Source organism: Scytonema sp. NUACC21, assembly GCF_054684315.1.
In genome coordinates, this window is the sequence record NZ_BAAFZH010000073.1 from 42,413 (window position 1) to 62,567 (window position 20,155).

Annotated in this window: 18 protein-coding genes and 1 pseudogene; 11 read left to right on the plus strand and 8 right to left on the minus strand. The window is 43.2% G+C overall.

From position 1 onward, the window contains the following. Positions 1 to 45: 45 nt before the first annotated feature. Both ACYRY3_RS14250 and ACYRY3_RS14255 read left to right on the plus strand, forming a co-directional pair. Positions 46 to 780, plus strand: coding sequence for a GDSL-type esterase/lipase family protein (locus ACYRY3_RS14250; protein ID WP_460202306.1), 735 nt, complete (start codon positions 46 to 48; stop codon positions 778 to 780). Between the two features lie 135 nt (positions 781 to 915). Further along, entirely contained in the window at positions 916 to 1,350 is a 435-nt protein-coding gene (locus ACYRY3_RS14255; RefSeq protein ID WP_460202307.1) for a hypothetical protein, read from the plus strand. On the opposite strand, the gene ACYRY3_RS14260 is transcribed toward ACYRY3_RS14255, so the two are convergent. Both ACYRY3_RS14260 and ACYRY3_RS14265 read right to left on the minus strand, forming a co-directional pair. Beyond that, positions 1,338 to 1,526, minus strand: coding sequence for a hypothetical protein (locus ACYRY3_RS14260; protein ID WP_460202308.1), 189 nt, complete (start codon positions 1,524 to 1,526; stop codon positions 1,338 to 1,340). The two genes, ACYRY3_RS14255 and ACYRY3_RS14260, sit on opposite strands and share 13 nt — an antisense overlap. 288 nt (positions 1,527 to 1,814) lie before the next feature. Further along, complete coding sequence (locus tag ACYRY3_RS14265; RefSeq protein ID WP_460202309.1) at positions 1,815 to 2,429, minus strand: FHA domain-containing protein; 615 nt, start codon at positions 2,427 to 2,429, stop codon at positions 1,815 to 1,817. Positions 2,430 to 2,715: 286 nt separating this feature from the next. Between ACYRY3_RS14265 and ACYRY3_RS14270 the strand changes: the two genes are divergently transcribed. The 3 genes from ACYRY3_RS14270 (at position 2,716) to ACYRY3_RS14280 (ending at position 7,240) form a co-directional block, all read left to right on the plus strand. Next, positions 2,716 to 3,996, plus strand: a complete 1,281-nt coding sequence (locus ACYRY3_RS14270) for a cation:proton antiporter (protein WP_460202310.1) — start codon at positions 2,716 to 2,718, stop codon at positions 3,994 to 3,996. A 520-nt stretch (positions 3,997 to 4,516) separates the two neighbouring features. Next, a complete protein-coding gene (locus ACYRY3_RS14275) occupies positions 4,517 to 6,691 on the plus strand; it encodes a cation:proton antiporter (protein WP_460202311.1) in 2,175 nt (724 codons plus the stop codon). A gap of 15 nt (positions 6,692 to 6,706) precedes the next feature. After that, on the plus strand, positions 6,707 to 7,240 hold the full coding sequence (locus tag ACYRY3_RS14280; protein WP_460202312.1) for a hypothetical protein: 534 nt from the start codon (positions 6,707 to 6,709) through the stop codon (positions 7,238 to 7,240). On the opposite strand, the gene ACYRY3_RS14285 is transcribed toward ACYRY3_RS14280, so the two are convergent. After that, a complete protein-coding gene (locus tag ACYRY3_RS14285) occupies positions 7,237 to 7,401 on the minus strand; it encodes a hypothetical protein (protein WP_460202361.1) in 165 nt (54 codons plus the stop codon). The two genes, ACYRY3_RS14280 and ACYRY3_RS14285, sit on opposite strands and share 4 nt — an antisense overlap. Here ACYRY3_RS14285 and ACYRY3_RS14290 point away from each other — a divergent pair. After that, a pseudogene (locus ACYRY3_RS14290) lies at positions 7,369 to 7,722 on the plus strand (AMIN domain-containing protein); the annotation flags it as partial. The gene ACYRY3_RS14285 and the pseudogene ACYRY3_RS14290 sit on opposite strands and share 33 nt — an antisense overlap. 94 nt (positions 7,723 to 7,816) lie before the next feature. On the opposite strand, the gene ACYRY3_RS14295 reads toward ACYRY3_RS14290, so the two are convergent. Further along, the gene (locus ACYRY3_RS14295; RefSeq protein ID WP_460202313.1) at positions 7,817 to 9,214 is read right to left on the minus strand and encodes an SUMF1/EgtB/PvdO family nonheme iron enzyme; all 1,398 of its coding nucleotides are present in this window, start codon (positions 9,212 to 9,214) and stop codon (positions 7,817 to 7,819) included. A 566-nt stretch (positions 9,215 to 9,780) separates the two neighbouring features. On the opposite strand from ACYRY3_RS14295, the gene ACYRY3_RS14300 reads away from it, so the two are divergent. The 4 genes from ACYRY3_RS14300 to ACYRY3_RS14315 all read left to right on the plus strand — a co-directional run bounded on the left by ACYRY3_RS14300 (position 9,781) and on the right by ACYRY3_RS14315 (position 15,601). Further along, entirely contained in the window at positions 9,781 to 10,476 is a 696-nt protein-coding gene (locus ACYRY3_RS14300; RefSeq protein WP_460202314.1) for a glutathione S-transferase family protein, read from the plus strand. A 59-nt stretch (positions 10,477 to 10,535) separates the two neighbouring features. Beyond that, the gene (locus ACYRY3_RS14305; protein WP_460202315.1) at positions 10,536 to 11,273 is read left to right on the plus strand and encodes a class I SAM-dependent methyltransferase; all 738 of its coding nucleotides are present in this window, start codon (positions 10,536 to 10,538) and stop codon (positions 11,271 to 11,273) included. A 398-nt stretch (positions 11,274 to 11,671) separates the two neighbouring features. After that, positions 11,672 to 14,851 (plus strand): Calx-beta domain-containing protein, encoded by a 3,180-nt coding sequence (locus ACYRY3_RS14310; protein ID WP_460202316.1) that lies wholly within the window; start codon positions 11,672 to 11,674, stop codon positions 14,849 to 14,851. An 87-nt stretch (positions 14,852 to 14,938) separates the two neighbouring features. Beyond that, positions 14,939 to 15,601: a PEP-CTERM sorting domain-containing protein gene (locus ACYRY3_RS14315; RefSeq protein WP_460202317.1), complete on the plus strand. Its 663-nt coding sequence runs from the start codon at positions 14,939 to 14,941 to the stop codon at positions 15,599 to 15,601. 36 nt (positions 15,602 to 15,637) lie between these two features. Here ACYRY3_RS14315 and dapF read toward each other — a convergent pair whose 3' ends face one another. Further along, the gene (gene dapF / locus ACYRY3_RS14320; RefSeq protein WP_460202318.1) at positions 15,638 to 16,477 is read right to left on the minus strand and encodes a diaminopimelate epimerase; all 840 of its coding nucleotides are present in this window, start codon (positions 16,475 to 16,477) and stop codon (positions 15,638 to 15,640) included. A gap of 118 nt (positions 16,478 to 16,595) precedes the next feature. On the opposite strand from dapF, the gene ACYRY3_RS14325 reads away from it, so the two are divergent. Then, complete coding sequence (locus ACYRY3_RS14325; RefSeq protein WP_460202319.1) at positions 16,596 to 16,808, plus strand: Hfq-related RNA-binding protein; 213 nt, start codon at positions 16,596 to 16,598, stop codon at positions 16,806 to 16,808. 72 nt (positions 16,809 to 16,880) lie between these two features. Here ACYRY3_RS14325 and ACYRY3_RS14330 read toward each other — a convergent pair whose 3' ends face one another. The 3 genes from ACYRY3_RS14330 to ACYRY3_RS14340 form a co-directional block, all read right to left on the minus strand. Next, positions 16,881 to 18,503, minus strand: a complete 1,623-nt coding sequence (locus tag ACYRY3_RS14330; protein ID WP_460202320.1) for a TrkA C-terminal domain-containing protein — start codon at positions 18,501 to 18,503, stop codon at positions 16,881 to 16,883. Between the two features lie 347 nt (positions 18,504 to 18,850). Next, positions 18,851 to 19,042, minus strand: coding sequence for a hypothetical protein (locus tag ACYRY3_RS14335; protein ID WP_460202321.1), 192 nt, complete (start codon positions 19,040 to 19,042; stop codon positions 18,851 to 18,853). Between the two features lie 320 nt (positions 19,043 to 19,362). Continuing rightward, entirely contained in the window at positions 19,363 to 20,124 is a 762-nt protein-coding gene (locus tag ACYRY3_RS14340) for a PEP-CTERM sorting domain-containing protein (RefSeq protein ID WP_460202322.1), read from the minus strand. Positions 20,125 to 20,155 lie beyond the last annotated feature (31 nt).

The following is a 20,155-nucleotide window of genomic DNA, read 5'->3' on the forward strand; positions in this document are numbered from 1 at the left end:
GAAGTGTATAGAATTCTATAGAAATATAAAATGTAAACTTTTAAGATGCAGATATTTGAAGCACGTTCCCCAATGCATCTGTCAGTTGTACCTACAGTTACACCAAAACAGAGCCAGCCTCTAAAAATAGTAGCGCTGGGAGATAGTTTAGTCTATGGATTTGGTGACCCAGAAGGAGGCGGTTGGGTCGAGAGACTGCGGCGGTGTTGGATGTTACCTGACAGCGTCGGTCACGTACTCTATAACTTGGGAGTGAGAGGCGATCGCACCCAGCAAGTAGCGCAAAGACTGGAAATTGAATTTCGCCATCGGGGTGAACTGCGAAATCAAGTTCCCGACTTGATTATTTTATCAGTAGGAGTTAATGATTCAGCGCGGTTAAGCCGTCCTAACGGACGAAACTTCACAGATTTTGCCGTTTTTGAATCAGAAATCGCTTCTTTACTTAACCGGGCGCGGCAACTCTGTCCGGTTTTATTTGTAGGAATGGTGCCAGTCGATGAAGCCAAGATGCCATTTCTAGACTGTTTTTACTACAATCATGCCGATCAGTACCGCTATAAAGAAGCGACTAAAGCCGTTTGCACCAAAAGCGGTATTCCCTATCTTGATATTTTTGACAAATGGATGGAACGGGGTGAAGCATGGAGGCTGAAACGCCTGGGCGCAGATGGTCTTCATCCCAACACAACAGGTTATAAAGCTTTGTTAGAAGATGTCATGAACTGGGAAGCACTCACCGAATATAATTCCAGTTCTGGCTACCAACTTGCTCGCTAATTCGGCTATAACTGCTTTAAGTCTCAAACATCGTATTCCGGGTTTTTGCGAAAAACGCCACAGTCTTGGTGAGTGGCGTTTTCTGTCACTGTTTTTTACGACCTGAAGTTTTTACTATTAAGACTGAATATTTTTATGACTCCTACATTATTTGGTCGCTGGCAAACTCGATTATTATTACTTGCTACTGCGGGTGTACTGGTATCCATACCTTTTGCATCTGGTTTAATAGCTTCTAATCATGGCACAGTTTATTTTTGGATACTGGCTTATGTCTCTCTTTTTGGCTTAGGCTGGGACATCGTTTATGACCAAATTCAGAAGTACCGTTGGGATAGAGATTGGCCTGCAGCATATCAACTCTTTGCTGGTATTTGGGAATTGGTGTTTGTTTTTTGTGGAGTAAAAGTTTTTGGCTTCTTACCAATACCTGTGCCCAAAGAACTACTGCCTCCACACGTCTTTCTACTGCATTACTGTGTGGTGTGGCTGGCAGTTTTTCTGACCTCCCAAAGTCTAATGCGGATTGTATTTGTTCGTTGGCGCTTCCGAGGGGGTCAGTGGTTGTAAGCTACCAAATAGCCATCTTGATAAGTAACCTCTCCAAACCGACCAACTGTAATATCTGCTACACGACGGTCAGTTACACAAGCAAACTGACGAGTTCCTATACCCCATAATCCTTGGATACCAAGATAGCGAGCAAAGTAAACCTGCTCATCATCTGGAATAAACTGCTTAAACATAGTGGCAATGGCATCAAAATCATCTTTACTTGCTCTTCGTAGAAGAGTCGCGCCTAGTTTGATGTCACCTTGACTTGAAGATTCATGTGACTGTTGGTTAAAAATTTTTGGTGAAGTGCTTTGATTTTGTTGAACTTGTTGTAGGGATTGATTGTAAACAAGTGTTGGTGGAGTATTTTGATTTTGTTGAACTTGCTGTAGGGATTGATTGTAAATAAGTTTTGGTGGAGTGTTTTGATTTTGTGGAAATTCCGGTGAAGGTTTTTGATGAGAAACAAGAGTTACTCCTTATACTTCAATCTTTGCTACGGTCACGGGAATTTCTCGCAAATGAATTACACTTCCTAATTGTAAAGAAACTTCTTCTTCAACTAGCTTTCCATCGACTAAAACTAAATTTGGTTGTGCTTGATTCCAAGTTAAATTGCGAAGATTAAAAGTCTTTAAATGAGAATTAAAAAATATTTCTGCGTGCAACCGTGAAATTCTATTAGCAGGGTCTTTAATAACCACGTCGCATTGATGAGTATCTCGCCCAATACGTATGACTCCCGGTACCTTAGTTGATTGTCTTGCTAAAATTTTGTCTAGAGATTTACCAGGACAATACTCAAATAGTAGTAAATAGGTTGTTGGATTCCATTGCCTCATTCCAAAAACAGTGACAACATATTCTGAGGAAATAGAAACTCCCGCTTCCAAACGAACTCTTTCAGCTAACCGACTGCCCGGTTCAATATTTTGGATGATTTTAAGGACGTGGAGTTTATTTGTTGCAGTGTCAGCAACTTTCCATGCTGAACCAAACCCACCTACTCCTAAGAGTTCTAGCAGTTTTACCTCAGCCACGGGTGCGATTTCCACAGACAACCGTCCACCCACCACAATTTCTAAATTAGTCATCTGTCAATCGTTAATAGTTAGTAACTGCTAGTTAGAGGTTGTTAGCTGCTAGTAACTCCCAACCACTAACTACTAACTATAGAATCAACGTCTGGTGGTCACTTTCCCTACTGCTTGGACTTGCCGTATTTAAAAAATTGTTTCTGGTATTGTAAATTACGTGCTATTACGCTTACAACATTTACGTAAATATATCAAGAATTGAAATGCCACATATATTCATCTCTGGATTTGTCGAAAGCTAACTTGTAGATGAATAGTACGAGTCTTCCAAGTCAGGAACAGGATGTCAAATTTTGAGCTGGTTTTAAGGCTATTACTGCAGTTAACAGTTATTTTAGGCACTTGTCGTATTGTTACGATTATCGGGCGGCGCTACCTTGGGCAAACCGATGTTGTCTGTGAAATGATTGCAGGTGTGATGCTAGGTCCCTCACTTTTTGGAGCGATCGCACCTGGTATACAACAATGGTTATTTCCCAAAATTCCCATTTTGCTTGCGACGGGAGAAAAAATTCCCAACCCATCAATGTCAATTCTCTTTGCCATCAGTCAGATTGGATTGGTGATTTATATGTTTTTAATTGGCTTGGAATTTAATACTGGGCTGATTCAGAAACGGCTTAAAAGCGCTGCTTTAGTCTCTATGGCGGGCATAGTTGCGCCATTTTGCTTGGGTAGTTTAGCCGCTTTGTTCCTGATTAACAGAGGTGATTTATTTAAACAAGGGGTTACCCCTTGGGCTGGAGCACTATACCTAGGTGCTTCCATGTCAATTACAGCTTTCCCCATGTTAGCGCGGATGCTGTACGAACGTGGTATAGCTAAAACCAGTTTCGGAACTTTAGCATTAGCAGCAGGTTCTATAGATGATGCAACAGCATGGTGTTTGCTAGCTATTGTATTGGCAAGTATTCATACCAATACAAGCATTGCTGCTTTTGCTATTGGAGGTGGTATTGCTTACGTATTATTTACAACGTTTGTAGGAAGACCTGCACTTACTATCTTTAATCAGATGGTAAAACGCGATGGGGGTTTGACTATTCAAACTCTGGTTTTAGTGTTCGCGATCCTAATGTTCAGTTCTTGGGTGACTGATGCTGTGGGTATTTATGCAGTATTTGGTGCATTTATTTTGGGTACAGCAATGCCACGAGGTGAATTTGCAGAACAACTTCGCGATCGCACTGAATTTCTCACAACTTCTCTTTTGTTGCCCATATTTTTTGTGTTCTCTGGGCTTAATACTCAAATTGGATTGGTAAATACACCGATTTTGTGGTCAATTACAGCTTTGATTGTGGCGATTGCCATTATCGGTAAAGGTATAGCTTGTATGCTGGCGGCAAAATTTGCAGGAGAAAATTGGCGTCAGTCAGCGACTATTGGTGCTTTAATGAACGCACGCGGTTTGATGGAATTAATCATTCTTAATATTGGTTTGGAACAAGGCATAATCACCCCAACTTTATTTACAATCATGGTCATCATGGCTATTGTGACTACATTGATGACATCACCACTAGTTGCCTTGTTGTTGCATGGAACAAAATATGATTCGTAAATCTTTTTCACTCGTAGGTTGGGTTGAGGAACGAAACCCAACAACTCTATTAAACGTGGGGTTGAGAAATAAAACCGAACATACACAATGCATTTGGAAATTTAATATTTACTTTATATATAACCTTTAACATATGCACTTTTATTTCCATTCACCTATCTCTCGCTAATCCCTTTAAGTATCATGCCAACTTGTGAAACAAATCATTAATTAACATCAATAAATGTTTGGTAGTAGAGATATTAAACATAAAATTTCTACATACAGCACATTTCAGGTAAATGAAGTATATCGGTAGGGGCGAACGGCTCTATGCCTACCTTGGTCGGCACACACTCGCGTTCGCCCTTACAACAATCTGTACCTCCTCCGCGTTACAATCTGCTGTAATTCGAGATAGTATGTTTTGTTCAAATGAGAACCGCTATAAACCTGGAGTTTTTGAAAGAGGTTGACATTTTTCAGCGTTATAAAGAATTATCTTAGAGACACCGGGTTGTCACGACTTGAAGAGGAAACCATGCAGACAGTTGTTCTCGTTTTAGTTGAGGTACTGATTGTTATTGGGCTGTCCAGACTGGTAGGAGTTGCCTTCCGGTGGATTAACCAACCGCTTGTTATAGGCGAGATTGTTGCTGGGATTCTTCTAGGTCCATCTTTTTTTGGTTTGGTTGCTCCAGGGTTAGCAGCTGCCTTGTTTCCATCAGAAACTGTTCCCTTCCTCAACGTTCTGTCTCAGGTAGGGCTGATTTTTTTCATGTTTCTGATTGGATTAGAGCTAAATCCCAAATACCTCAGCGGGAATTTAGAAGTAGCAATCTTAACATCTCACGTTAGTATTTTAGTGCCGTTTTCTTTGGGAACGCTGCTTGCAGTACTCCTCTATCCTTTAGTGTCTAACGGCAGTGTTTCTTTTACCGCTTTTGCCCTATTTTTGGGAGCAGCGATGTCAATTACTGCCTTTCCCGTACTAGCACGAATCATCACTGAGAATAATTTACAGGGAACGCGTCTGGGAACTTTGGCGTTAACTTGTGCAGCCGTCGATGACGTAACTGCTTGGTGTTTGTTAGCAGTCGCAATCGCAGTAGCCCATACTGGGAGTTTCAGCAAAGCTATTCCTACAATTTTGTATTCCCTAGTTTACATAGGTTTTATGGTAACTTTGGGGCGGGCTTTCATGGAACGCCTTGCAATTTACTACCGCCGAACTGGACGCCTCAGCCAGTTAGTTCTTGCTTGGATTTACATGGGAGTCGTTGCGTCTGCTCTTATTACCGAACTGATTGGCATTCACTTAATCTTTGGCGCATTTTTACTAGGGGCTATTATGCCCAAAAATGCTGCCCTAGTGAGAGAATTGGCAGTAAAAACAGAAGATTTTGTTTTAATATTTCTGCTTCCAGTGTTTTTTGCTTACAGTGGTTTGCGAACGCAAATTGGTCTACTTAACAAACCAGAGTTGTGGTTACTTTGCCTAGCTGTCTTGGGAGTAGCGATCGTAGGTAAATACGTTGGAACTTACACAGCGGCTCGTGTGTGTGGGATAAATAACCGGGAAGCTTCTGCACTCGGTTGGTTAATGAATACTCGGGGTTTAACCGAACTCATAGTTCTCAACATTGGTCTCAGTCTCGGGGTGATTTCACCTTTGTTGTTTACCATGCTCGTCATCATGGCATTGGTGACAACATTTATGACATCGCCACTGCTAGAGATGGTTTATCCCAAGAAGTTGATCGTGTTAGATGTCTTGGAAGCAGAACCAGAAAAAGAGACAGGTGTAACTACCATTGCTACTGAAGATGTTCGTGGTTGCTCCTATCGAGTTTTGGTACCAGTGGCAAATCCTAGCAGCCAAAAGGGTTTAGTACAGTTAGCTGTAGCAATTGCAGTTAACGACCGACAACCTGCTGTTGTTTATCCTCTCAGTCTAATTGAACTTCAAGAGGACTATGCTTTTGAAAGTACCCCAGTTGAAGCAGATAAGTTAATTGCACAGCGCCGCCACGAGCTCGAAGAATTAATTGAACGTCTAGAACCTCCGATATCCCGTTCCTATGTCCATCCCATTGTTCGTGTATCAAGTAATGTCGCGAGAGAAACATCACAAATCGCCTTACTTGAGCAGGCTAATCTAATTTTAGTGGGATGGCACCGCCCTGCTTTTAGCAAAAATCGCTTGGGTGGAAGAGTAGGTCAAATTCTTTCAACTGCGCCCGTTGATGTTGCGATATTTGTCGATCGCGGAGAAGAGCGCCTCGAAACTTTATTGGTGCCATATTCAGGAAATATTCATGATGACCTAGCACTGATACTTGCTCTGAGACTACTAGTCAGCAGTGATACTCGTCGCTTGCTGATATTACAGGTAGTGGAGAAGGATCGAGCTAAAAACGAATTAACTGACGAACTTCGCACCATTATTGAGCAATTGCCTCATACTGTTAGCGATCGCATTGATATCAAGATTGTTGAAGCCGCAGAACCAATTCGCGCCGTTGTAGAAGCATCCGAGAGTGTTGACCTTACTATTGCAGGTACGACCCGTTCCTGGGGGATCGAACGTCAAACATTGGGAAGATACACAGATGAATTAGCTATTGAGTGCCGTTCATCACTGCTTATTACCCGTCGTTACAGTCAAGTCACTTCTCACTTCACATCTATACTAACCACCGAAGTTAAGATTTAATTACTCCCGAATATTATGCACCATTTCAACTTCAAATCCCTAGCTTTCTACGGAATAGCAATAAGTTCTGTGCTGCTTTTGTTTAAAGTTGTTACCGCCTATGGCGAAACTCATCTTAAGGCTGCTCCAACGCTTAACAGTCGATACCGTCTAGTACTTAATGACAACTTGCACCTTTGCAAACAATCAGATGCCATATTCTTAAACATTCAGCAGTCAGGAGTTTATTTGAATGGGTCTATACAATCAACAAACCCCAACGACAAAAGCACTGCGGCAAGTAAAAGCCTCCCTTCTCTCACTGGTAAGTTACTTAATTATCAACAAGTGAGTCTATCAGGAAAAGTTTCTAGAGCTAGTCTTTGCCATACTCCTAATTCTGCAACACCACAAAATAATCCTTTGAGTCTAGTGAAAATACAAGCCCAACTGATGGATAAACGGGATTTAGTAGGAACGCTCAATATGGATGCCATTTCTGAAGCTATGAACTTAACAGCAATCCCTGAAAAAAACACTGAAAAAACCGAACACTTGAATCCCCATTAAGAACCAACTGATGTCATATTAGAGTGGTCAATCAACCACCCTACTATTAGGTCAAAGAAAGGAGCAATAGGTGTATGGGCAAGTATAGGCAACCGTTCCATGACTGCAAGCATCTGTTTCAAATTAGCTTGCTTAGCTCGTATGCAGCGATCGCTCTTCATGCTGGTAGTAGTTACGCACAGCCAATAGCAAGGCTTGAAGATTGGCGCTTCGATCCTGATACTTTACAGCTAGAAATTTTTCTCTCAGCCGCCTCACAACCCCGCCAATTCTACCTTAGCCAACCCCCTCGTATTGTCGTAGATTTGCCTGATACCAAACTAGGTAAGGTTTCTACTCAACAAAATTATTATGGGGCAATCCAAAGCATCCGTGTGTCCCAATTAAACGCACAGGTAACTCGTATTGTCTTGGACTTAGCGGCAGGAACTTTTATAGATCCAACAGCAGTGCGATTGCAACCTATTTCTCAGCAAGATACCACTCGTTGGGTATTACGTCCTGCAATCTCTAATAATACTTACGTACCACCGGGCAACTTACCACTATCACCTGGAAATTTCCCACCAACAACCGTTAGTCCATCATTTCCAGAAAATCTACCACTTGGTGTTTATCCTCCCCAACCATCGGGTAACTTACCGCCTGGTGTTTATCCTCCCCAGCCATCGGGTAACTTACCGCCTGGTGTTTATCCTCCCCAACCATCGGGTAACTTACCGCTTGGTGTTTATCCTCCCCAACCATCGGGTAACTTACCGCCTGGTGTTTATCCTCCCCAACCATCGGGTAACTTACCGCTTGGTGTTTATCCTCCCCAGCATACTCCCATTCCGCTTCACTTGGTAATCTATACTTTCGTCCTGTTTTTTGCGACAGTCTTGCACAGAATTCCCGTGCTTCAAAGAAAGAAATAGACTCTATCGGTAATTTATTTCCCTGAAAACTGGATGGTTCTTCATCAAGATGATGTTGGATTCTTGGGAGGTTTGAAACTGCCCTCCATTGCATTTGGGTGATAGGATATTTACCCATAAAGAAAGGAGTGACATTGACTATACATTGGGGACGTTCATCCTCAACTGTTCCATGTTCATTTTGAGGTGCTCCGATTTGAAATTTACCACCAGGGATGGAAACCATTTCCAGTACAATACCATCACCTAAATTTTCCTCGAAGTAATCTGCTTGCTTATTAGAACGTTGAATAATTTTTCCTTGGAGATCTACGGTGACTACTTCAAACTGAAAAGGTTTAATAACTGGGGGTGGTACAGGTTCTTGTGTTTTTAAAAAACTCGTTATTCCTGAATTTTCATTGATGGCATTAGGAGAAAAGCTAGCCGAACTTCCACCTTTGACATTCTCCGGATATGTCTTTTCAAGGAAATTTATTATTTGTTGCAATTTATTGAGTATTGTTTCCGCATCAGGGCCTTGGTAAATGCGATCGCCAATGTGGATGTCTCCCTGTCCCTGTCCAATGTTGACATTATACTTGCCTAACTGCACCACGTTATGATTGCCACTAGGAGACAGTAGCCGACGTAACTGTTTCAGGTCAGATTCTGTGTAATTTCCTGCGACAATGCGGTCAAGAATGCCGAGTGGATCGCAGTCAATCTGTGGGTTGGAACTAGCTGGTTTACCTGTGGAATATTTTTGAAATAAATTCTGGATGAAGGCAGTATCTTCATCACCAGTCAAGGACTGAATGTAGTTGAGAAAAATCCATAAAACTTCTTGACCGTTAGCTACCTGTCTAAATTTGTACAAAAAACTTACCACCTCTACAGAGACAGCCTGCGGTTTACCATCTAAATCCAGTTGAGCCAGGATAGCATCTGCTTCGGTTAGACCTTCTAATGCACCCGCTATTAAACGACGGCGATCGCGTACATTAGAAAAATCTGGTAACTTCTGTACAATTTGTGTTAAGCGTTGGAAATCAGGATGAGATAGCTGAACAGACAAGTTCACCACTCCTGTAATTGGAGGCTGTTGAATTCTATATTATTTCAATAAACCAGTCACTGTTAAGTCTGATAGACACTGTTTCCCATTCCTCCCTTCTCGGTACAAGATTCCTGATATCTTGCATACCCAGAAGTAGTAGGAGGCGTGCGGTATAACCCTACCTACGAATTTATTTTTCAGTGAGACAGCCCAGGCAGGAAAACGCGATCGCCGCGAACGTCAGGAAAGTTATTGCTATCCCGTAAATCAAAAACGAGTTTCCAGAGACACTGCTTATCACCCTCGCGCTTACGCTGACGGTTATCGCCAAGGGTGTGCTAGTGCCCGGAAAGGGGAGGCACACAAACCACGTACCTCTGGTGGTGAATTTGCTCGCGGGTTTGAAGATGGTCACTTTGGTGAGGAATTTTCCGGTCAGACACATAGTGTTCCCGACCGTGTTGATTATGAAACCGTAACCCATTGTTCTACACGCACTATCCGCTATGATGACTAGAGAACAGGATGCTTTGTTCTTTCCTGTAGTAATAAGTTTCTACATAGGGTGCTTGTAGATTGCTGATATGGCACAACTGACTCTTATCATTGGCAACAAAAACTATTCATCTTGGTCATTGCGTCCCTGGTTGGCAATGAGGCAATTGGGATTAGAGTTTAACGAAATTCGCATTCCTCTTGACACATCAGAGACTGCAGCACAAATGCAGAAATACTCTCCAACAAGAAGAGTTCCAGTGTTGTTGCATGGAGATTTGACTATATGGGATTCTCTTGCTATCTGTGAATATCTGGCTGAAGAGCATCCCAATCTGCACTGGTGGCCTAAAGAAAAAGCTGCACGAGCAATAGCCCGTTGTATCAGTGCTGAAATGCATTCGGGTTTTCCAAGCTTGCGGCAAAAGATGCCTATGAATTGTCGGAGTCGATTTCCTGGCAAGGGAATGACTTCTGAAGTGCTCAAGGATATTGATAGAATTACCAATATCTGGAGAGAATGCCGTCAAAATTTTGGAGCAGCTGGAGATATGCTGTTTGGCAACTTTACTATTGCTGATGCTATGTATGCTCCTGTCGTTTCACGCTTCATAACCTATGGTGTGGAATTAGATGCTGTTTGCACGACATATGTTGAAGCTGTGTTGGCGCTACCTGCTATGCAGGAGTGGCTGGAGGCTGCTTCACTGGAAACGGAAATTATTCCTGCTGAAGAGATTTATAGCGATCTGTCCTGCAGTCAGGAGCGAAGCTATCGCAACTAATATTGTAAAACTTTGCTCGACACGTAATTATATATTGACAATAACGAAACTATAACCGCATGGATATTTTTTTTGAGATTTATAAAGACCTTCCCAGACAGGGTCCGGGTAACAATGAATCAACCCGAAAAGTTTTTTCACTACTAACCGACCTACCACCAAAACCATCCCTTCTAGACATTGGTTGCGGATCGGGTATGCAAACCCTTGAATTAGCCAAACTGACGGATGGAACGATCGCTGCTGTAGATAACCATTCACCCTATTTAGAACAGTTAAATAGCCAGATACTTGCTGAAGGGTTGGCAGAGAAAGTTGTTACAGCTAATGCATCCATGTTTTCTCTGAAGTTTGAAGCTAAGAGTTTTGACGTTATTTGGTCAGAAGGCGCTATTTATATCATAGGCTTTGAAAAGGGTCTTCAAACTTGGCGACCTCTTTTAAAAGATAAAGGGCATTTAGTTGTGTCAGAAATCTCTTGGTTGAAGTCCAATCCCCCTACCGAAGTCCAGAAATATTGGGAAGCTAATTACCCCGGCATAAAATCAATTGAAAGCAATCTCAGGATGGTGGAAGATTTAGGCTACAGGAAAATAGGACTCTTTGTTCTTCCCGAGTCGGGATGGTGGGATAACTACTATACACCTTTAGAGAAGAGGATAGGGCTTTTACGCGAGCAATACAAAGATAACGAAGCAATGAATCGGGAATTAGATAATTCTTTATTAGAAATAGAATTCTATCGCAAGTATTCCGACTGGTACGGATATGTCTTTTACCTAATGCAGTTGCCATAATTCACTTTTTCAATGGAGTAACTCCCCAAGTCGCTTCAGTATGGGGAGAATAGCAAAGGCGATGCTAGCAAAGCAGTACACCCGTCCATTTGCTTCATTAACTATTTCTATAATCTACTTTTAAAAAGAACTTAACTTTGTCTTTATCTTCAATCATTACTATTTTTAGTTGTATAAATAACAACGTCTAATTCTCTTTACAGAACTATTTTGCATTTACCAAGAGTTTATAAAATTAATCAGACTCAGCAAATTCCACAGGTAAAGTATATAGTAATATATACATCACACCGGGGCAGTAAAAAAGAGTGGATTGAGACGTTTTGATTGCATACATAGATACTTGACAAACCGAAACTACTCGTTTTTTCCTTTACAGCAAATAATGAGGTGCTTTCATGCCCGCAATAAATCTGAGCAGTCCTTATACTCAAAATTTTGATTTGTTAGCCAGTACAGGTACTGCTAATACCTGGACTGATGACTTCACTATTTCTGGCTGGTACTCCACCAGACCATCCTATATAGCAGGTACTGGCTCAAACAATACAGGGACGCTTTACAGCTTTGGTAGTTCTGGAAGTTCAGAGAGAGCTTTAGGATCTGTAGCATCTGGCGGCACAAACACAATTTACTATGGAGCTCGCTTTGTTAACGATACCACCAGCACTATTACCTCCCTTAATCTCGGTTACACGGGTGAACAATGGAGAAATGGCGGTAGCAGTAATAGCACTCCAAGTGTTGCTCAAAAATTAGATTTTCAATATCAAATTGGTGCAACCAATTTAACTTCAGGGACTTGGGTTGATTTCGACACACTTGACTTTACCAGCCCCGTTTTCGGTACAACAACTTCTACCGCCTTAGATGGAAATTTAGCAGCAAATCGCGTCAATTTGTCTTCTACTTTGAGTGGTATAAACCTTGCTCCCGGTCAAGAAATATGGCTTCGCTGGCAAGACGTAAATGACGCAAACAACGACCACGGTTTGGGGATTGATGACTTTAGTATCACAACAGGAGTGACTCCACCTCCAATTCCAACTGTCACGATTCAAGCCACAAACGCAGCCGCAGCAGAAGCTCTAAGCGAACCGGGAACTTTCAGAATCACGCGCACAGGTGACACAAGTGCTGCCCTATCTGTCAATTACTCTGTTGCTGGTACGGCAACAAATGGCACTGATTACACACCTAACTTAACTGGCACTGCCTCCATCGCAGCAGGTCAATCTTTTGTAGATATCACAATTACACCTGTTGATGATAGTGCAGTAGAAGGCAATGAAACAGTCACACTCACGCTGGCTGATACTGCTGATTACGACTTGGGTAATTCTAGCACGGCAACTGTAACTATTGCAGACAACGAAATTGCTCCTACTATCCGCATCCATGACATTCAAGGTGCTGCTCATGTCTCGCCACTCAACGGTCAAAGTGTAACTAATGTCCCCGGTACCGTGACAGTGGTACGGAACAATGGCTTTTACTTAGAAGATCCCAACCCAGATAACAATGATGCTACCTCGGAAGGTATTTTTGTTTTCACCAGTTCTGCACCAACCGTTGCTGTTGGAGACTCTGTATTAATTAGCGGTACGGTTAACGAGTTTCGCCCCGGTGGTAATAATAATAACCTCTCTACCACTCAAATTATTACGCCGTCTATAACCACGCTATCGTCTAATAATTCTCTCCCAAGTCCCACTGTCATTAGTGCCGCATCTGGCAATAATGTCCGAACCATCCCCACCCAAGTCATTAATAATGATGCGGTGAACGGTGATGTAGAAGGTTCGTTATTCGACCCATCTCAGGACGGAATTGACTTTTACGAAAGCTTAGAGGGGATGCGGGTACAAATCAATAACCCAGTGACAACCGGTCTCAGAACTAATTTTGAGGAGCTTTATGTGATACCTGACAGTGATGCAGGGGTCACAGGTCAAAATTCTCGAGGTGGTATCACTATTAGTGGTAACAACGAGACAAATGTCGGCAATGCGGTTACTAACAGCGATTTTAACCCAGAGCGCATTCAGATTGATGATAGCCTGAATCCTGGTGGCATTACTGTTCCCAATGTGAATGTCGGTACTCAACTGGATACTATTGTTGGGGTAGTAAACTATGATTTTGGTAGCTACGAGGTATTGCCTACAACATCACCTACTGTTGCGATATCTAGTCCCCTCACCAAGGAAGTCACTGGGCTAACTTCTGGAAGCGACCAACTCACGATCGCTACCTTCAACGTAGAAAATCTTGACCCTGGCGATGGTGCAACCAGGTTCAACGCCCTCGCTAATGCTATTGTTAGCAACCTCCAGTCACCAGACATTATCAGCTTGGAAGAGATTCAGGACAACAACGGAGCAACAAATGACAGTGTTGTTGATGCTAGCCAAACCTTCCAAACATTGATTGATGCGATCGCTGCAGCTGGCGGTCCCACATATCAATTTCGCCAAATTAACCCAGTAGACGACACCAACGGCGGAGAACCTGGTGGTAATATCCGGGTAGGCTTCCTGTTTAATCCTAACCGAGTCAGTTTCGTCGATCGTCCGGGTGGTAGCTCTACAACTAACACAACAGTCACCAACGCCAGTGGAGCTCCCCTCCTTTCAGACAGCCCCGGTTTGATTGACCCCACTAACTCCGCCTTCAATAGCAGCCGTAAACCTTTAGTTGGTGAATTTATTTTCAACGGTCACACTGTATTTGCTATTGGAAACCACTTCACTTCTCGGGGAGGGAGTCAACCTCTTTTCGGGCGCAACCAACCGCCAACCCAGGGCGGTCAGGATCAACGCGAATCCCAAGCTGCAATAGTAAATAACTTTGTGGATCGAGTTTTGGCGGCAGATTCCAACGCTAATGTTGCTGTTTTGGGTGACTTTAACGAATTTCAGTTCTTCCCCGCACTGCAAATTCTTAAAGGTAATGTGAATGGCGAACAGCCCGTACTTACTAACTTGACTGATACGCTACCTGTGAATGAGCGCTACACCTATTACTTTGATGGCAATGCTCAAGCGCTGGATCACATTCTGGTTAGTGAGAATTTATTCAATAACCTAAATGGGTATGATGTAGTACACATCAACTCAGAGTTTACCGACCAACTCAGTGACCATGACCCTATCGTATCTCGATTCAATTTACCATCTATCAGGGGTACATCAGGTCGCGATACTCTCAGTGGGGGTTCTGGAAATGACACTATCATTGGTGGCTCGGGAGGAGATGCCCTTACTGGCGGTGTTGGCAATGACCGCTTTGTATACACTAATATTCGCGATCGCGGTGACACAATCAGTGACTTCGAGGTAGGCAACGATAAACTCGTCTTCACCCAACTACTTGGCAGTCTAATTCCCGAAGGCTACGGTGGGACTAATGCCATTGCTGACGGTTACGTGAGAGTTGTGCAAGGCAGCAATTCTAATAACTTTAGCGTGGAAGTTGACTCTGATGCTTCCGGAGTTGCGGATATCTTCAGACCGTTCATCACTGTGAACACAGTTGGTGCAGATACCCTTAATAGCTCTAGCAACTTTATTTTCTAAACGTGATACCAAGTTTTTTAGACGAATGACAAGCTAGCATCTACCAACTCATTCTTTACTTCTTCGACACAACTCAAGGAGTTCTAAATGTCAGGCAAAACTTTGCTCAAATCTTTACTCAAGCGTTCATCTCACAAAATTGTAGCATTCAGTTTATTTAGCTTGGGTAGCTTCAGTATTGCTTCCCCCTCTTTTGCTGCTAGTCTTGATGTTGGTAGTTGGGCAAGATCGGGTGATGTTTCTCAAACTGCTGGTCAAGCTACACTAACCAATGCCTCAGCAGATGGTAGTGATGATGTCATCAACTACAATGTTTCTGGCAATAACCCAAGCGGAATTAGCAATTTAGAGACTTTTTTGGGTGTTAGTCAGGGAACGCTTGGTCTTGATGCTACAGAAGGTTCTGCCATCCAAACTGCATTGAATGTTATAGCTGGTGATACTTTCAGCTTTGATTGGAACTTCACAACTTTTGACACTAGAAGCATTGACCGCGCCTTTGTGACGATTGGTAACTCTGTCTTCAATTTAGACGGAACTTCTGGTCGTTTCAGCCGTACTTTCGACACCCCTGGCACCTATAACATCGGCATTGGTGTTATCGATGTGGATGATTTTACTAACTCATCGCGATTAACACTCAGCAATGCTAACCAAGAGCCAGTACCCGAACCCCTTACTATCTTGGGTTCACTAACCGCGCTTGGTTTTGGTGCAAGTTTGCGCCGACGCTTCCGCAAAAAAGCATAAAGGTAGGGTGGGCAGTGCCCACCTTACCAAGGTTGCTTAAATTTTCCCAGTAAAGACTCGCTCAGCAGGTCCGGTCATGTAAACCCGTTGGTCTACTTCCGACCATTCGATTTCCAATGGTCCTCCAGGAAGTTCCACAGTCGCGATGCGATCGCACTTCCCGGTCAACACACCAGCGACCAAAGATGCACACGCACCCGTACCGCAAGCTAAAGTAATACCAGCACCACGTTCCCATACACGCATTTTCACGTAGTCACGACCCACGACTTCGATAAATTCTGTGTTCGTTCTTTGAGGAAACGCTGAGTGGTGTTCAAATTGCGGACCAATGATTTCTAACGGAATTGCTGCTACATCTTCCACAAAAGTAATGCAGTGGGGATTACCCATACTCACGCAGGTGACATCCCAAGATTTCCCCGCTACCTCTATCGGCATATTGATGACTTTTTCATCAGACGGGCCGATCGTAGTGGGAATTTCACCAGCAAGCAGTCTGGGAAGACCCATATCTACCCGAACTTGACCGTCGGGCATAAGTTGGGGTGTAATGACACCAGCAAGGGTATGAATGCGATATTGATCGCTCTTTCTATCTACTCCCTCTAGATCGGCTAAAAAAGCTGCCAAACAGCGAATACCATTACCACACATTTCTGGTTCTGAACCATCGGAGTTGAAAATCCGCATCGTGTAGTCAGTTCCGTTTTCTCCCGGTAAGGCAAAAATCACGCCATTAGCACCAATACCAAAGTGGCGATCGCACAACTCCACTGCTTTTTCTGGGGTGATAGCAGGCGTGGATGACGAGCGATTGTCAATCAGGATAAAGTCATTCCCCAAACCATGATACTTAGTAAATTCGATTGCCATTTCCAAAATCCGTGAATTATATTTGTGTTCTGTCCTTTGTCCTTGGTCATTTGTCCAATATTCTCACTCATGACCAATGACTTAATGACAAACGACCAATGACTCATGACTAATAACTATGATTACTGAATTTGATACTTCTCTCCCTAGCATTCGACAAGTACAAAACTTGGTTAAACAAGCTTCCCCAGTTCAGATTAAACTGCTCACTAATGATTTACTTACCGGGAAAGTGATATGGCAAGATGCACAATGTTTGTGTCTTGCAGATGAAAATAACCAGCAGGTTACTATTTGGAAGCAAGCAATTGCCTATGTCAAACCAATGTAGAGACGTGCTACGGCAGACGTGCCATAAAAGACGTGCCATAAAAGACGTGCCATGGCACGTCTCTACGGAGAACTAATCCAGTAGACTATCCATTGGCAGAAACTCCTTGAGTGCTTCCGCCTCACCGGCTTTTACCACTGGGATAGAAACAGGTACTTCGGTGTCGGGTGCAAGCAATTTTACAAATTGATTGACAGACGGCAAGCTACCGCATAGTAAGACTTGGTCGCGAGCTTGTAAATCCGTAGTGCCATTGGGAAGGCGGATAAATTTGCCATCTCGTCGCATTGCCTGCACTTTTACCCCATACTGGTTGTGGATATCCAAATCTGCTAGAGTTTTACCAACCATTGAAGAGTCAACGCTGACTGTAACCCACTGGCAAGCATTGTTTTCGCCGGGAACAGCAACCTGTCCTTTAGCGAATTCATCCAAAGCAGCAAACTCACCGTCAGAACCCACGACCAACAAGCGATCGCCTTCTTCCAATTTGGTTTCGACAGAAGGAAAATCGATTTCTTCACCCCCTTCGCGGCGAATAGCCATCAAACTCACCCCTGTTAAGTAGCGCATATCCGCTTCTTCCAAGGACATACCAATGAGAGGCGAACCAGATGGTAAGGGATACCAGCGTTTGTTCAGGTCTTGAGTTGCTTGTTGTAAATCGCGGGAAACCTCAGAAGCAGTACGCACGGGTCGTAGGTCTAAATAATGGTGATTGCGGATTTCCTGCATTTCTCGCTGCACGACGGAAGGTGATAAGCCTACATCTGTTAATATGTAGGCTACCATTTCCAAACTAGCCTCAAACTCTGGTTGTACAACTTCTCTAGCTCCAAGTTGGTAAAGCACTTCAATGTTTTTGTCATTGGTAGCGCGTACAACAACACCGAGAGCGGGAGAGAGTTCCAAAGCACGTTTGAGGCAAAGACGGGTACTCATGGGGTCAGGAAGTGCGATCGCCATTCCTCGTGCAGTATTTACCCCAGCGGCTTCTAAAACGTGAAAACTCACACAATTGCCATAGACGTAAGGAATACCAGCTTCCCGCAACTGTTGGATTCTTGCTTCCGACTGGTCAATCACAACTATCGGCAACTCATGAGAAAGCAATAATTGTACCAAATTGCGTCCTACACGTCCATAACCGCAGACTACCACATGATCTTTCAGAGGTAGCTCTTGAGCGACTTCCAACGGCTGACCTTCATCGTTTAAAAAATTCTTCAGCCAAGGTATTGTTTCTACCCAATTAAATAAAATCGGCACCGAACGCAGTACAAAGGGAGTCAGTACCAATGTGACTGCTGTAGTTCCCAATATCAATAAATATATGCGACGGGAAACCAGCCCTAGAGTTTGTCCTTCACTAGCAAGTACAAAGGACACACTCAGGGAAGGAAAAACATTGGCAATTTGTGGTATGTAACACATTCCCCGTTCAACGATTTGATTCGACTTTAGCCCAACGATATTCTGACCTTTAAAAGTAATTGTGCCTGTATGGGGGGTCAAAAGCCCGAAGATAGTTTTTGCTAGAGTTGATTTACCAGCACCATTAGGCCCGATAACTGTTACCAATTCTCCCTGCTGCACTCGAAAGTTGACACCTTGCAGGATATCCACATCTTTGATATAGCCTGCATAAACGTTTTGAACTTCTAATATGGGGGACGAATTTAGCGAATCAGACATAATATCTATAGAATATAGGTAAAATATATTCCATTTAACTATAGTTCGTTTGTTATTTAAAGGCGCAAACGATTAACCCATATTCCGCACCCAGGACTGTTACACAGCAATGAAACGGCTATATATGGTACACAAAAATTTCTTTCCATGAAACCTCCAGGGGGATGAAAAGCCCAAAAAGCTTATCCCAAGCGTAGGGTGGGCACTGCCCACCAGCCCTGATTACGAAGGTAACAGTTAGTCTGGGTAAAGGTTATGTTGAATGCGATCTGCCGAAGGCAGTAGCGAAGCTATCGCGAAACTTGTGACAGACCAATTAAAAAGACCTTCAGGTGTATCAAGATTTATTAAATAACTTCTTCACTTGCTTGTTCTGCTAACTCTCCCAAAAAATTTCCTCTACTATTAGGATTCAGCCAAGCCAAAGCTGGTTTGACACTTTCTAGGTAATTTCGTAATTCCTTTAATCTCGCAATCTCATCTCGTAATCTATTTATTTCCTCTAGTGAAGGAGCGACCAACAGTCGAATCTTAGCCAATTTAACTGTAAAATTATTTTTCCACTTCTGCACCCAACAATATGGTTCTGGCGATGTACATAAAACAATAAGGTTCAGTCTTGCTCTAGCAAACAAATGGTCGATTGTGTTGGGTTTCGTGCCTCAACCCAACCTACGCTGGATGCTACTTTTTGCGCTCTCTGAACCCTTCCATCTTTACTTTGCAAGAGGGTTTTTGGTTATATAATTTTCATTTTCTTGTGGTACGGGCGTCTCGCCCGTCCTTCTCAAACAGCCCCCATCCTTTTAAAGAAGATAAAACTCCCGTACCACAAGAAATAGATATGCACTCTTAAAAGCTAAGCAACCTTCTTTTTGTGACTGAGACCTATAGCAAAGCACGCACCAATCAAAGACAAAGCAGCGATGCTAGTGGGTTCTGGAACCTGAACGGGTCGATCGGATATAGTAATTTGACCGCTGACAACCTCGCCATTATCACCGACCTCTCCAATGTAAAGATACAACGGACCACTGCTGGTAGAAACAGCATTAGTCAGATTAAACGATATTCTCCCTCCATCGCCTAAGCTGATAAATCCAAAAGCTGTTGTAGGATTTGCGGAGTCGGTGACTAGAGCAGATGTAGAGTTGGCATCAAAACTTTGTAATGTCGCTACTGAGTTATCGATCGCACCATTACTTGAGCCAAATAAATCTGGTGCAATTGTTGCGTCTGGCGGTGCTACAGGAGAACGTTGTGTCCCTGGAGTGAGGACGACTCCAGCCGAAGAAAAATCGAATACGTTTAAACCAGGGGTGGTGTTGGCGCTGGCTGCATTGTTCACCAAAACATTGCTCAGCTTAATGGCGTCTAAATCAAAACCGCTAAATCTTCCAGTCGTACCACCTTGCTGGCTATTGCTATCAGCGATCGTAATCGAGCTAATATCGGAGTCAAAATCAGATATTTCTACATAGTAAACAGCAGTTCCTTGGGGATTTCCACCAGTTACGCCGGGTAGCTTGACAAACTTGTCTCTATCAAGAGAGAATGTCGCCGCCGTAGCGCTATAAGCAGACATCAGCGTCATAGCGGTAGCAGCGAATCCTATCTTCAAGAAACACCTGATACGAAATAAACAAAAATTT